This window comes from Rubinisphaera margarita (assembly GCF_022267515.1).
Taxonomy (GTDB): domain Bacteria; phylum Planctomycetota; class Planctomycetia; order Planctomycetales; family Planctomycetaceae; genus Rubinisphaera; species Rubinisphaera margarita.
In genome coordinates this window covers 427,664-442,318 of the sequence record NZ_JAKFGB010000009.1, presented here as the reverse complement: position 1 = coordinate 442,318, position 14,655 = coordinate 427,664, and the positions used below count along the sequence as shown (strand labels likewise).

General features: G+C 58.1%; 11 protein-coding genes. 9 read left to right on the top strand and 2 right to left on the bottom strand.

From position 1 onward, the window contains the following. The first annotated feature begins 22 nt into the window (after positions 1-22). The 5 genes from L1A08_RS05100 to L1A08_RS05080 all read left to right on the top strand — a co-directional run bounded on the left by L1A08_RS05100 (position 23) and on the right by L1A08_RS05080 (position 7,300). Positions 23-1,600 (top strand): sulfite reductase subunit alpha, encoded by a 1,578-nt coding sequence (locus tag L1A08_RS05100; RefSeq protein ID WP_238754942.1) that lies wholly within the window; start codon positions 23-25, stop codon positions 1,598-1,600. A gap of 107 nt (positions 1,601-1,707) precedes the next feature. Next, positions 1,708-2,925: a two-component system sensor histidine kinase NtrB gene (locus L1A08_RS05095; RefSeq protein ID WP_238754940.1), complete on the top strand. Its 1,218-nt coding sequence runs from the start codon at positions 1,708-1,710 to the stop codon at positions 2,923-2,925. After that, the gene (locus tag L1A08_RS05090) at positions 2,922-3,548 is read left to right on the top strand and encodes a response regulator transcription factor (RefSeq protein ID WP_238754938.1); all 627 of its coding nucleotides are present in this window, start codon (positions 2,922-2,924) and stop codon (positions 3,546-3,548) included. The genes L1A08_RS05095 and L1A08_RS05090 overlap by 4 nt, the downstream gene beginning before the upstream one ends. Positions 3,549-3,673: 125 nt before the next feature. Next, entirely contained in the window at positions 3,674-5,848 is a 2,175-nt protein-coding gene (locus L1A08_RS05085; protein ID WP_238754935.1) for an FdhF/YdeP family oxidoreductase, read from the top strand. Between the two features lie 444 nt (positions 5,849-6,292). Next, the gene (locus L1A08_RS05080) at positions 6,293-7,300 is read left to right on the top strand and encodes an endonuclease/exonuclease/phosphatase family protein (protein ID WP_238754932.1); all 1,008 of its coding nucleotides are present in this window, start codon (positions 6,293-6,295) and stop codon (positions 7,298-7,300) included. 101 nt (positions 7,301-7,401) lie between these two features. Here L1A08_RS05080 and L1A08_RS05075 read toward each other — a convergent pair whose 3' ends face one another. Further along, positions 7,402-7,899 (bottom strand): hypothetical protein, encoded by a 498-nt coding sequence (locus L1A08_RS05075; protein WP_238754930.1) that lies wholly within the window; start codon positions 7,897-7,899, stop codon positions 7,402-7,404. A 576-nt stretch (positions 7,900-8,475) separates the two neighbouring features. Here L1A08_RS05075 and argB point away from each other — a divergent pair. From argB to L1A08_RS05055, 4 genes are all read left to right on the top strand, one after another. Further along, positions 8,476-9,387 carry an acetylglutamate kinase gene (gene argB / locus L1A08_RS05070; RefSeq protein ID WP_238754928.1) on the top strand — a complete coding sequence of 304 codons (912 nt, stop codon included), beginning with the start codon at positions 8,476-8,478 and terminating at the stop codon, positions 9,385-9,387. 702 nt (positions 9,388-10,089) lie between these two features. Continuing rightward, positions 10,090-10,761 (top strand): 3-keto-disaccharide hydrolase, encoded by a 672-nt coding sequence (locus tag L1A08_RS05065; RefSeq protein ID WP_238754926.1) that lies wholly within the window; start codon positions 10,090-10,092, stop codon positions 10,759-10,761. 69 nt (positions 10,762-10,830) lie between these two features. Further along, positions 10,831-11,724, top strand: a complete 894-nt coding sequence (locus L1A08_RS05060; RefSeq protein WP_238754924.1) for a DUF58 domain-containing protein — start codon at positions 10,831-10,833, stop codon at positions 11,722-11,724. A 148-nt stretch (positions 11,725-11,872) separates the two neighbouring features. Continuing rightward, a complete protein-coding gene (locus L1A08_RS05055; RefSeq protein WP_238754922.1) occupies positions 11,873-12,757 on the top strand; it encodes an alpha/beta hydrolase in 885 nt (294 codons plus the stop codon). Between the two features lie 178 nt (positions 12,758-12,935). Here the strand turns inward: L1A08_RS05055 and L1A08_RS05050 are convergent, their stop codons facing one another. Next, on the bottom strand, positions 12,936-14,306 hold the full coding sequence (locus L1A08_RS05050; RefSeq protein WP_238754920.1) for a hypothetical protein: 1,371 nt from the start codon (positions 14,304-14,306) through the stop codon (positions 12,936-12,938). Positions 14,307-14,655: the final 349 nt, after the last annotated feature.

Sequence of the window (14,655 nt, the reverse complement as noted above, 5' to 3'; positions counted from 1 at the left end):
TTGACCTCAACAGGACAGACGAATGTCGATCTCCCTCCTGCCTGACAGTGCTCCCTTCAACGAAACCCAGCGGGCCTGGCTCAACGGATTCCTCGCCGGCATGCTCGGAATCGATGAGTCCAATCCGGCCATGGTCGATGCAGCCGTCGGACTGATGCCCGCACCCGCGGAAGCGGACGTCGCGGAAGGCGACGACGATGCTCCCTGGCACGACCCGGGACTTCCGCTGGAAGAACGAATGGAACTGGCTGAAGGCAAGCCGCTGCCCAGGAAGCTGATGGCCTGCATGGCTCAGCTCGACTGCGGAGCCTGCGGCTATCTCTGTCAGTCGTATTCCGAGAAAATCGCTTCGGGTGAAGAGAAAAATCTCAAGCTCTGCGTCCCGGGTGGCAAGGAAACCTCGAAGATGCTCAAGCAGGTGCTGAGCGAATCGGATGGAGCCGCCACGCCAGCTGAGACTGCCGTCGCCGAGAAGCGTGTCACCAATGGTTTCAGCCGCCAGAATCCGTTCCCCGCGAAACTGATCCGCTCCGACTCGCTCAATGCCGAAGGATCCGCCAAGGATGTTCGCCATGTCGAAATCGATCTGGCCGGCAGCGGACTCAACTACAAAGTCGGCGATGCCCTCGGCGTCTACCCGACGAACTGCAATGAACTTGTCGCCGCGATCCTGACCGAGTTCGAGACCGATGGCTCCGAAGCGTGCGAAGTCAACAGCGAGGCGACAACGTTCGCCGAAGCTCTCAACAGCCGCTGCTGTCTGAAGGATGTCTCCGACGAACTGCTCGAACTGATGATCGACACGGCTCAGGATGAACTGCAGAAATCACAATTGAAAGAGCTCGTCGACAGCGATCTGCTCGATGAGATGGACATTCTCGACCTGCTCAGGGACTACCCCGGCGTCCGTCCGGCACCAGCTGCGTTCATTGAAACACTCACAGCTCTGGCACCGCGACTTTATTCGATTGCCAGTTCCCAGAATATCGTCGGAGAAAGCGTGCATCTGACGGTCGGCCGCGTCATTAAAGATATTCGCAACCGCCCCCGCAAAGGCGTCGCCTCGACGATGTTCTCCGATCGATTGCAGCCGGGCATGGATGTGAAAGTTTTCGTGCATGCCTCACACGGCTTCGGCGTGCCGCCCGCGGATGAGACTCCGCTGATCATGGTCGGACCGGGCACCGGGATCGCTCCCTTCCGCGCGTTTCTGCAGGAACGGCAGGCCCGTAACGCTCCCGGAAAGAACTGGCTCTTCTTTGGCGATCAGAAATCGGCGACTGACTTCCTTTATCAGGAAGAACTCTCCCAGTTCGTCGGAAGCGGGCTGCTCACGCGGCTCGATACGGCGTTCAGTCGGGATCAGGAACAGAAAATCTACGTGCAGAACCGGATGCTCGAGAATGCCGAGGAGCTGTTCAACTGGCTCGAAGCCGGAGCCTGGTTCACGGTTTGCGGCGATGCCCGACGCATGGCCGTCGATGTCGACCGGGCCCTGCATCAGATTATCGAACAGGCGGGCGGCAAGTCGCCCGAAGAAGCCAAAGCCTACGTGAAGGAAATGGCCGCAGCCGGGCGTTATCTCCGGGATGTCTATTAATCGGGTGAACGGGGCTGTTCTGCCTCTGTGATCTCGCTCCCCTCTTCAACTTCGTTATACTCGGATCGTTTCCAACTGCGATGTCCGTTCTCAATTGTCTTTCTGATATGTCCGTTCCCACTCCGACTCCGGAGGAGCTGTTGCAACAGAACCGCCAGCTCCGCCGCCAGGTTGTTGACCTTACCGCCGCAGTGGGCCGGTTGAAGGAGACGTCGGACCTGTATCGCATCGTCGCCGACACAGCTGCCGATGCCATCCTCTGCGTCGATGAACAGGGCGAGATCATCTACGCCAATCCCAGTTCGAAAACGTTGCTCGGATACTCACCCGCTTCGTTGATTGGGAAGTCACTCTTCAATCTGGTCAGTGAAGAACATCGAGCGATTCCGAAGCAGGCCGTCGAGTCGTTTCTGTCGACGGGCGAAGAACCCGGCAACTGGTCGGGCATGGAACTCGACGTGATCAGCAGCGACGGCACACCGGTCCCGGTCGAGGTCTCGTTTGGGGAAGTTCGGGGCGAGGACGGACACTACCGCTTCTCCGGATATCTGAGAGATCTTCGGCCTCGCAGGAAGCTGGAAGAACAGGCCCGCGAACGCCTGTCGGCTCTGGCTCATGCGAATCGCCTCAAATCGGTCGGCGAACTCGCGTCCGGACTGGCTCACGAACTGAACCAGCCGCTGTCTGCGATCTGCCTGTACGCCGATCTCGCGCTGACCCAGGCCCGCGAGTTAACGGAAGACTCTGCCCCGCTGCTCGACGGACTCGAAACGATCGTGACCCAGGCTCAGCGAGCCGCCGAGATTATCAGCATTCTGCGAGAACTGATTCGCAAGAACGAACCCCGCCGCCAGCCGATCGATCTGAACGCAGCCGTCCAGGCGGTGCTGCACCTCTTAAAGTCGGAACTCGAAACCCGTCGCATTCAGGTGACGGTTCAGCTGTCGGACGAAGATCCGCAGATCGACGCCGATCGGACCCAGGTCGAACAGATCGTGCTCAACCTGTTGCAGAACGCCATGGATGCCATGGAAGATGTGATCCCGGCTCAGCGGACCATTCAGATTATTTCTCAGGTGAACGACGATCTTGTGGAGCTGCAGATCGTCGACTCCGGATGTGGACTCCCCGAAGACGGTGAGCAACAGGTCTTCGAGAACTTCTTCACGACCAAGGCTCAGGGAATCGGCATCGGACTCGGGATCTGCCGTTCGATCGCGGAGATGCATCGCGGTCGCATTCTGGCGGAGAACGCCTCCCCGCAGGGAGCCCGTTTCACTCTTCAGTTACCTCGCCATCAGGACGAAAGCGGGGAGACAGCATGAATCAGCACTCCGTCATCAACGTCGTTGACGACGACCCCGCGGTCGCACAGGCGATCTCGGTCGTCTCCCGATCGCTGGGTTATCGCGTCGCCGTGTATCGCTCCGCCGAAGATTTTCTGTACGGGCACGACCCGAACCAGCCCGGCTGTATTCTGCTCGATGTGAAGATGCCGGGCATGTCGGGCCTCGAACTGCAGCGCATGCTGTGTGACGCCGGCGTCACCTTGCCGATCATCATGATGAGCGGCCACGGCGACATCCCGATGGCGGTCGAAGCGATGAGCAGCGGAGCGGTCACGTTTCTCGAGAAGCCATTCCGTATGAAGATGCTGGCCGAGCAGATCGCCCGCGCCATCGAGATTGACGATGCCCGCCGCGAAGAACGCGAACGATGCCAGGACGCCCGCGCCCGGATGGATCAGCTGACCGACAAGGAACGGGTCGTGCTGGAAGAGATTGTCCACGGGCTGACCAACAAACAGATCGCCGAAAAGCTCGGGCTCTCCATCCGCGCCATCGAAGACCGCCGCTCCCGGGTCATGCGAAAACTCGGCACGAATTCGATCATCGAGCTGATTGAACTGGTCAAGCACGTTCCGCCGAACCAGTCCTTCTCCCCGTGAGCGTCACGGCTCCACTAAGGTAGCCCCGTCTCAGCTTCTCGATTCAGGTTTGCGGCTGCGCGCACTTCCGTGTTAAAACGTAGGCACACACTGATATCAAACGTGTTTACGAAGAAGGCGGAGCGATGAAACCAGTCAGATCGGGCGGCGGCTGGCGTGCCATCATGTATACATTCCGGAAGTCGCAGGAAGCGGGCGGCCTCTGGAAGCTGTGGAAGGCAATGCGGAGCAAGAACTCCTGCAAGACCTGCGCGCTCGGCATGGGCGGGCAGAAAGGGGGCATGGTCAACGAGCTCGGCACCTTCCCCGAAGTCTGCAAGAAGAGCCTGCAGGCGATGACGGCCGACATGCAGGGAGCGATTCCGGCTTCCTACTTCAGTACCTATTCCGTCTCTCAGATGCAGAAGTTCACGCCGCGTGAGCTTGAACATGCCGGCCGCATCACGCAGCCGATGCTCTACAAAGCGGGCGAGAATTACTACCAGCCGATCAGCTGGGACGAGGCCTTCGACCGCATCGCCAGCAAGCTCAAAAGCCTGACGCCAGCCGAGACGTTCTGGTACTTCAGCGGCCGCAGTTCCAATGAAGCCGGCTTCCTGCTGCAACTCTTCGCCCGGCTTTACGGCACCAACAATGTCAACAACTGCAGCTACTACTGCCATCAGGCGAGTGGCGTGGGGCTGAGCAACACGTTCGGCACCGGCACGGCGACACTGCTGCTGGAAGATGTCGAGCATGCCGACCTGGTTTTCGTCATCGGCGGCAACCCCTCAAGCAACCATCCGCGTCTGATGAGCACGCTCAAGCATGTTCGCCGTCGCGGCGGCAAGGTGATCGTGATCAATCCGGTCGTGGAGCCGGGCATGGTCAACTTCAGTGTCCCGAGCGATCCAATCAGCCTCGTCTTCGGCACCAAAATCGCTTCGCTGTATGTGCAGCCGCACATCGGGGGAGACCTCGCGCTGCTCACCGCGATCTCGAAACGGATCGTTGAGCGCGGCAATCACGACGAGCAGTTTCTCAATACGCACACCACATCCTGGTCGGAACTTAAGAGTCATCTGGAAAGCCTGAATCTCGATGATCTGTGCGCGAGCGCCGGAGTCGACTCGGACACGGTCGAGCAGATTGTCGACATGTATGCGGCTTCGAAGAACACCGTCTTCTCCTGGACGATGGGCATTACCCACCACGCCCACGGCGTCGAAAACGTCGAAGCAATCGGGAACCTCGCCTGCCTCCGCGGTATGGTCGGGCGTCCGAATGCCGGCATGTTGCCGATTCGCGGACACTCCAACGTGCAGGGCATCGGCTCGATGGGCGTCACTCCCAAGCTGAAGGACGCCATCTTCAATTCGCTCCAGTCGAACTACGGCATTCAACTGCCGACCGACAACGGAATGGATACGCTCGCCTGCATGGAAGCCGCCCATACCGGAGCGATCAAGTTCGGCCTCTGCCTCGGCGGAAACCTGTACGGCTCCAATCCCGATGCCAAGTTCGCGGGCGAGTCGCTCAGCAACCTCGACATGCTCGTCACGCTCAGCACGACCCTGAACACCGGGCACGCCCATGCTCTGGCGAAAGAGACGATTATTCTGCCCGTTCTGGCCCGCGATGAAGAACCGCAGCCGACGACCCAGGAGTCGATGTTCAACTACGTTCGCCTCAGCGACGGCGGACCGGCTCGGCATCAGGGGCCGAAGAGTGAGATCGAAGTCATCTCTCAACTCGGGCGACGCGTTCTCGATGACTCCGGCCCGGTGAAATGGTCCGAGATGGAGCAGACGAGCCGCATCCGTGAAATGATTGGCAAGGTCGTCCCCGGTTACGAAGCGATCGGGCAGATCGATCAGACGAAGCAGGAATTCCAGATCGCCGGCCGAACGTTTCATGAACCGCAGTTCGCCACCGCCGACGGCAAAGCGAAACTGCACGTTCATGACATGCCGGCTCTGCGACCGGATGATCGCCTGCATTTGATGACCGTCCGCAGCGAGGGACAGTTCAACACGGTCGTTTACGAAGATTACGACCTGTATCGCGGCGTCGACCGCCGGGATGTGGTCCTGCTCCACCCCGATGATCTGCAGCGGCTTGGCCTGCAGAAGAATCAGAAAGTCAGCGTCCGCAGCGACACCGGTACCCTGAGCGATGTCCTCGTCTACGAGTTCCCGGGCATCAAAGCAGGCAACGCGCTGATGTACTACCCCGAAGCCAACGAACTCGTCCCCCGAACCCGCGACCCCCGCTCAAAAACCCCGGCCTTCAAGGGGATTCCCATCGAGATCGTACCGTAGGTTGCGGACAGAGTCGCGAAATTGAATTGAACCACGGAGACACAGAGAACACAGAGGTTCCTATTTGGGATTTTCGGTTGATCCCAGAAAAAGCGGATCTCCCAGATCAGAAAAACTTCAGGGTCTCCTTTCGCATCAGACCCTGTATGACAACAATCCCTCTGTGACCTCTGTGGTGAAAACACTCGCGAAACCGTCGCCGATTTGCGGGGACTTTGAATCTTTTCTGAATTTCTTTGTCGGTTCACGATCGGGGCTCCCGCTTTGCAATCCTGTCGCGGTTTTTGATGTAAAAACGACAATCAGATTGCAATCTTTGCCCGTTTGCGACTCCCCTTGCTGCTCATCAGGGAACGCCGGTATCGTGCCTGCCCGAGCGGCTGACGGACCGGCCGTTCGCCGTATTGCTTCGCGCGAACTCTCTGCAGACAAGGATGTCTGGCGATGGCACGCAAAAAATCGCAGCCCAGCTGGTGGATAGCCGTTGGTATCCTCGTGGTCGGGCTGTTTTCGTTTCTGGGCAAGATGCAACTTGGCCCGGTTCTGCCGACCAGTGATCCGGGCAACGGCTCGGCTTCAAGTGGCGGACAATCCGGCCCGACCTCGCCGGCTCTTCCTCCCGCGAAAGCCGCCGATCGTATTCGCATGGCGACTTTCAACATTCAGGTCTTCGGCGAATCCAAGCTGAGCGACGCCAAAGTCACCGAGCAGCTCGTGAAGATCACGAAGCAGTTCGATCTGGTGGCGATTCAGGAAATCCGAGCCGCCGACCAGACGCTGATGGACCGCTTTCTGGCCAAAGTGAACGCCGGTGGCGGCGATTACCGGTATCTGCTGGGCGAACGCCTCGGACGCACGATCAGCAAAGAGCAGTACGCTTACCTTTACAGAGTCTCCGTCATCGAGCCGATTCCGGGATCGCTGTACACAATCGATGATCGCGAAGACCGTCTGCATCGGGAACCCCTCGTCGCTTCGTTCCGCACACGGACTCCCAACGGCAGCGAGCCATTCTCGTTCACGTTGATCAACATGCACACCGATCCGGATGAAGCGGAATGGGAAGTTTCCCAGCTGGCCGAAGTCTATAAGTTCGTGAAGTCACACAACCCGAACGAAGACGACATCATCCTCCTCGGCGACCTGAACGTCGACTCGAGCAAACTACAGCCACTGACCGAAATCCCGCTCCTGCGATCGGTCGCAGGGAACGCACCGACGAACACAAGAGGCACGAAGCAGTACGACCATGTCGTGGTGAATCACCAGAACACACTGGAGTTCACCGGACAGGCGGGCGTCTTCGACATGGCCGGCTTCTTCCAGATCTCTCAGGACGCGGCCCTCGATATCTCCGACCATCAACCGGTCTGGGCCGAGTTCAGCACCATCGAAAAATATGGCCCGGAACGCCTCGCCTCGCCCTTCGATGAAAGCCGAATGGTTCGTTAAGGCGTCGCTTCGGGTTGGGATGTCCTTTAAACCACGGTGTCTCAACAAAAAAAGGCCCCTTCGACAGGGGCCTCGCGTGCTAGTGGTTTCGTCAGTTCGAACTACACCGGTTCGACAGCTCCGGAGGGCAGCATCCGCATGCCCGGGCCGGCTTCTTCCGGCGGACGAGACAGAATGCCCACGGTCACCGCGTCGCTTGTTTCGGTTTCTTTGAGGCAGCCGACGATTTCGATCATGTTGCCTTCTTCGAGTTGCAGATCCAGATCTTCCCGCAGAGTGCGGTAGAGAATCGAGTCCACGCGAGAGAAGCAGTCGAGCAGCAGCTTCAGGTCGAAGTCGAAGGCCATGCGGGCCCGGCAGCCGTCATGTCGGCCGCCAAAGATTTCGGCATCGCCCAGGTAGAACAGGACCTGCCAGCCGCCTTCGTTGTAACGACAGTCATAACCAACACGGCCGGTATCGGCGAGAGGCACGAACAGCTCGGCGGCTTCGTAGATGAACTCGGTCAGCCAGCCGGGACGGATGTCCTTGCGAGCACGTTTCTCCGCGAGTTGTTCCGCTTGCTTGATCAGGAATTCCAGAGACGTGTGTGAGTGCATTGTTTCGGGTCCAAACTAGTTGCGCGTTGTCAATCGAATGGTGCAGTCCATGTTTACAAAATTCCGTCCCGGAACATGCAGTCCATGCATTTCTCGTACCAGCGCCGTTATGCATACCTCCTGAAGCGGTAGCGCGGGTGATGCGAAAAAGAGTCAATCTGCCGACTCCCGTTGGTCCCTCAACTTGCGATCCTGCCTGATCAGAGTGCCCAAAAACCGCGTTCTGCGGCTGCTGCGACCGTGAAGAATTCTTTTCTTCACCAGCGGGTCGCGGGCTGTTCTCTGCTACGCATCCTAAGACGAGTTATCGAACGGGATGCGGGCTTTCCACCACAAAAACTTCGAGACACTTTCCGCGGTCGCTCATTCGCCACGTAATTAAGGGGACGTGCCACGGAAACGGGTCATGCGATTGCATCTCGGGAAATCTGCTCCAAAATGGGTGTCTGACACTGGTTTTGCTACAATCCCGCCGAACCCGTCAGAACCGGAGTGTTCATCACAATGGGGAACCCCGGTCGAGTTTTCGGCCTGTGATTATTTTTCGACTTAATTTTGACCGGACACTATCACGTCATGACCGCATCCACTGAACACTCTTCTCCGCTGTCTCAAGACGATGTCGTCCGTAAAGCGAGGACTCTTGTCGAAGCGGGCGCGTGGATCCGTCAGTTTCGCGATCGCCATGTCGTCATCAAGCTGGGCGGCAGCGCCCTCGAAGAGGAAGACTCGGTTCGCAGTTTTCTCACCGACGTCATCTTCATGGAGACCGTGGGGGTGAAGCCGATTCTCGTGCACGGCGGGGGAAAGTCGATTAACAAGGCCGTGGCGGCAGAAGGAATTGAACCGCGGTTTGTTCGCGGCCGCCGTTATACCGACGAGCAGACCCTCGAAATCGCCGCCCGCGTTCTTGCCGGAGAGATCTGCGAGCATCTCGTTGATGAGATCCGCAGCCAGGGAGGACGAGCCGTCGGACTGAATCATCTCACGCAGCCGGTGCTGAATGGCGAACCACTGCTGATGACCGACGAGAATGGCGAACAGATCGACCTCGGCCGCGTCGGCCATGTGACCGGTATCAACCGCGATGTGCTCCTCGCAACCTGCCGCAGCGACACCATTCCCATTTTGCCCTCGATCGCTCTCGACAGCGAAGGCGGCAAATTGAACGTGAATGCCGACACCGCCGCGGCGGCTGTCGCACAACATCTGCGAGCCGAGAAACTGATCTTCGTGAGCGATGTTCCCGGCATCTTCCTCGATCGCAACGATCCCTCCACGCTGCAATCGCACCTCAACGCCGAACAGTGCCGCGATCTGATCAAGAAGGGCATCATCGATTCCGGCATGATCCCCAAGGTCGAAGCCTCTCTCGATGCCCTGGCCGCCGGCGTGAAGAAGGTCCACCTGATCGACGCCCGCATTCCGCACTCCCTGATGCTCGAAATCTATTCCAACCGCGGAATCGGCACAGAAATTGTTCTGTAGGCCAGCCGTCACATTCACACACTGGCACTCCTCTGCAGTGGCCAACATTGTCGGACATACTCCTGAGTTACCGAAAGGGGGTGGCCCCGAAAGATTCTTTCGGGGCGGCGCAGCCGTTGGCGAAGTGGAATTGGACGTCGAATCAAGAGACAGGATTGTCACCCGAAAAACAGGCGAAAGGGAGCACGTTGAGGCATGCGGCAGTTGCATCTTCCGACCGCCGCGCCGCCCTGATAGCACAGCGATCAGGGCCACCCCTAAGGTCTTCGTCTGCAGAGAATTCCCGAAACTGCCATCTACTGATTCCTGTCTGTAACCGGAAACCGTGACAGCGGAATCAACGTCGTATCAGGGATGGCCCAGACGTGCACGTCTGGGTGACGAAGTCACAGGAAGAAGCGGTGCAGCGTGGGATCTGTTTCGAAGTCTCAAATCAAGCTCTGGCTGTAAACACGAAAACCGCCGGTTAGCGACCTCTTGTGGCTTTGCCACTCAGACGCACGCGTCTGAGCCATCCGCTCAATAGATTCGTCGTGTCCGCCCGGCGGCCACTGGATTGATTTCCATCTCCCAATCTGCCTATAACGGATCATCGATATGAATTGCCGGCGCGATGACTGCGGCCGGGTAGAACTGCCATTCCGATGACGCCCTCATGAAGCGGCGCTGCATCCCTGTTGATCTCACCTCAAGGAACTTTGCATGACCTCGATACGTATCTGTTTGATTCCCGTTCTGGCTCTCGCCCTGTCGGTCTCAACTGCCGCAGCTGGCGAGTGGAAGTCGCTGTTCGACGGTAAGTCGATCGATGGCTGGATTCAGAAGAACGGCACCGCGACCTACCGCGTCGAAGAGGGCGCCATCGTCGGCAAGACCAATGAAGGCAGCCCGAACTCCTTCCTGTGTACTCCGAAAGACTACGGTAACTTCGAGCTGGAATTTGAAGTCAAAGTGGCTGACCAACTGAACTCCGGAGTCCAGATCCGTTCCAAGACCAAGGAGCCAAAGGGCAACGACGAGAAGTTCGGCCGCGTGTATGGCCCTCAGGTCGAAATCGAAGCCAGTGGCGAGAAAGGAGCCGAAGCCGGTTACGTCTATGGCGAAGCGACCGGACGCGGCTGGCTGACTCCCAAAGATCAGCTGATTCCTCACAAGCACATGAAGGATGGCGAGTGGAACAGCTTCCGCATCGTCGCCAATGGACCGAACATCAAGACGTGGATCAACGGCAACATGGTCTCCGACCTGACCGACGAAGCGATCTATGAAACGCATCCTTCCGGTTTCATCGGTCTGCAGGTTCACGGCATCAAGAAGGGCACTGGCCCTTATGAAGTCTCCTGGCGGAACATTCGCATCCGCACAATCGACTAAATGAAGGCAACACCCGCTGGTTCGTTCCAGCGGGTGTTTTTCTTTTGTCCCCCTTGAGGGTCGGACGCCATGGCTGAGCCAGTTCCACCGCCCCCGCAGACCGATGTGCTGAATGACCCGGTCGTCCAGCAGGCAATTTCGCGCTATCAACTCGGCCTGCCCCGACTGCCGACCGCGGGACGAACCGGCGAACTGCTCGGCCGCGGCACCGGAAGCTCGCTTGAGTTTCAGGAATACCGTGAGTACGTGCCCGGCGACGATCTGCGGCACGTCGACTGGGGCGCCTACGCCCGCTCCGATGCCTTGATGGTCCGACTGTTCCGAGAAGAGATCAGCCCGCGCACCGAGATCATCGTCGACGGCTCGATTTCGATGACAACGCAGAACGGCGTCAAACAGCAGTTGGCGCTGCAGTTGACCAGCCTGTTGGCGCAGCTGACCGGCCGTCTCGGCGGCGCTCCTGCGATTCACCTGCTGAACTCCGTATATCCTCCGTTGCGGCTCGATCTGAATTCGCTGGGCAAAGCCCGCCGGTTCTCGTTCGACGGCACGGAATCGCTGTCTGAGCTGCTCAACCAGAGTGCACTCACGCTCAAGCCGCAGTCGATTCGCATCGTCATCAGCGACTTTCTTTTCCCGCACGATCCCGATCAACTCGTCAAGCGTCTGGCGACGCGAGCCAGTGCGCTGTGGTTGATTCAGGTCCTGGCCGATTGGGAATGGAACCCGCAATCAACTGGCGGTCGCCGCCTGATCGACATCGAATCGCTGCATCATGCCGACATGATCGTATCACAGTCCGCGATTCAGACTTACAAAGAACGACTCAACCGCCTGCGCGAAGGCCTGATGATTGCCACGCGGCGTGCTCATGCTTCGTTCGTTGCCCTCACCGCCGAAGACGGCCTCGAACAGGTCTGCCGCAACGAACTCTCGGCCTCAGGCCTGCTCCGCCCCGTATAGACGACTGTCGCGGTGTCGTGACGGGGGTGTCGCGATTCACGTTCAAGGTCGAATCGCGACGTCTATCGAACCCGCTTGTGAATTTCAACGTGCGCTGATATCACGAGCGAATCAAACCCGTTCCGACAACTCTGGGAAGGAAACTTCAATGAAAACGTTGCTCGCATTTCTACTCACGCTGCTGATTCTGCCGGCAGGGCTGATTCGTGCCGAAGACCTCGTCACACCGACGACAGTGGAACTTTGGCCGGACGGTGCTCCGGCGGCCAAAGGCGATGAGCCGGCTGATCGTCCCACGGTCACTGTCTACCAACCGTCAGTGCGATTCGACAAGAAGTGTGCCGTCATTGTCTGCCCGGGCGGCGGGTACGGTGGACACGCCATGGGGCATGAGGGAGCCGAGATCGCAGGATGGCTCAACTCGAATCGCGTGACCGCATTCGTCCTCAAGTACCGGCTCGCGCCCTATCAGCATCCGGTTCCCATGCACGACGTGCAGCGGGCGATTCGGCACGTGCGGGCCAATGCCAAAGAGTACGGAATCGATCCGAACAAGGTGGGCGTGCTCGGCTTCTCCGCCGGCGGCCATCTGGCTTCGACCGCGGTCACGCATTTCGACGAAGGAAATTCCGAAGCCAGCGATCCAGTCGACCAGCAGAGTTGCCGGCCCGATTTTGGCATTCTCTGTTATCCGGTCATTACGATGAAGACACCGACGACGCATGGCGGATCGCGCAAAAACCTGCTCGGTTCCGATCCCCCGGAGGATCTCGTCGAACTGATGTCGAACGAACTTCAGGTGACCGACAAAACACCTCCGACGTTCCTGTTTCACACGTTCGAAGACACAGCGGTCCCACCGCTCAACAGTGTGCTGTTCTATCAGGCGATGATCGAACACAAAGTCCCCGGCGAATTGCACATCTTCCAGGCGGGTCGCCATGGCGTAGGACTGGGCCGCTCGATTCCGGCCACAAACGCCTGGTCCACACTGGCGGAAAACTGGATGCGGAGCAACAGCTGGATCGACTGAAGCGGAATCGCTTATTGCACGGACGCGACGCGCAAAAGAAAACCCGCCGGTGACCTGAAGTCGCCTGCGGGTTTTTTGCTGATTGCAGACTCCTGATCCCCGATGACCGAGCCACCAGGAAGCGGCTCAGTCGGTCGGGAGCAGGGAGACTACTGCTACTCGCTCTTCACTCAGTCAACTAGTTGCAGCACTTGCGGCAGTTCGAATGACCGCAGCGGTTGCCATTGTTGTAGACCTTGCACTCGACGGTTTCTTCAACCATCCGGCAGACCTTCACTTCAACTTCTTTTTCAACCTTGACCGGCACGCAAACGGTGTAGGCCTTGGTCACTTCTTCTTCGACGCACTCACGAACGGTGACGTCGTATTCTTCGGTGCGAGTCTTTTCGACCGGGACCTTCACGGTGTAGGTCTTGGTCTTTTCGACGGGAACCTTCTTGCAGCAGACCACGGTCTTGGTGCGAGTTTCCGGAACGCATTCGGTCACGGTGTACTCGAATTCTTCTTCAACCGGAACACAGTTCACGACTGTGACCATCTTGGTCTTTTCTTCTTCTTTCCACTCGGTGACGCAGTACTCGTACTCTTCTTCGACGCATTCCCACTTGCAAACTTTAACCGTCTTGGTGAAGGTTTCCGGCTTGCAGACGGTCACGGTGTACTCGTACTCTTCGTGGCGAGGAACTCGCTTGCAAACGGTGTAGCTGACTTCCTTCTCTTCGATTTCCGGAACCCAGCATCGCTTGGTGATCGAACCCTTACCGCAGCACTTCGAGCAGACGCTGTTGCAGCAGGAGTTGCAGGGTGCACAGCAGGACTTGCAGGGAGCTTCGGCCTTCTGATCGCCCGCACAACCGCATTCTTCGGTCACGCATTCCCAGTGTCCACGATTGATCGTGACCAGGCGGGTCTTCTCTTCTTTGACGACGTCGTAGACGCAACGGCTACCGGTGCGAACTTCTTCGACCGGAACCATCCGCGTGTATTCCTTCTCGACTTCAACCCAAACCGGCTTCATCACCTTGCGGGTGCCGGTCTTGGTCACTTCGTGAGGAACGCGAACGGTGTACGTCTTCTCGACGTCTTCCCGTTCTTCTTTCATGACGGTACGGGTTCCCGTCTTGACGACGTCACGAGGAACCATGACTTCGTACTCGACTTCCTTTTCTTCCTTTTCAGTTTCGTAAACGGTGTAGGTCTTTTCGCGTTCTTCTTCGGCCCACTCCGTGTACGAGACTTCGCGAGTCCGGGTTTCCGTCTTCGGAACCATCTTGCGGACCGTGTAGGTCTTCTCGCGCTCTTCTTCTGCATACTCAGTGACGTGAATGGTCTTTGTTTCCGTGACCCAACGCGGCTTCATGACCGTCTTTTCGACGATCTCGTACTCGCAGGCTCCGCCCTTGCAGGCATCGTCGCAGCAACTCTCGCATGCCTTCGCGCAATGAGACGCACACGTGTTGCAATGTCCTGCCATCGCTGGAGTAGCAACTGCCACCAGACATGCCATTGCCAGGTACCGCAGCAGCGATGCCTTTAACTGACTACCCATCTTCTGTTCTCCCCTCTCAAGAATCTATAAACCGGCCTGTGATTGCGTATTCCCACTGAGTCGAGCAGCACATCAGCAGTAAACTGGGAAACACAAACAACCTGAGATGGATAATCCATCATCAACAGGCGGGGTGCAACAGGAAAAATGGAGAAGCACGCTAATTTAGCGGACTTCTAACGTTGCACGAAGCGAACAGAAGGGATGATCAGATTGCGCGAAAGAGACGAATCAGCAACCACTGATGCGACCGTTGGGGAGACGTCGATATCGAGACGCAAAAGTGGAGCATCGCCCGGAGAAAACCCGAAGGCATCCAGGCGATCGCGATTGGAGTGAACCTTTGCCG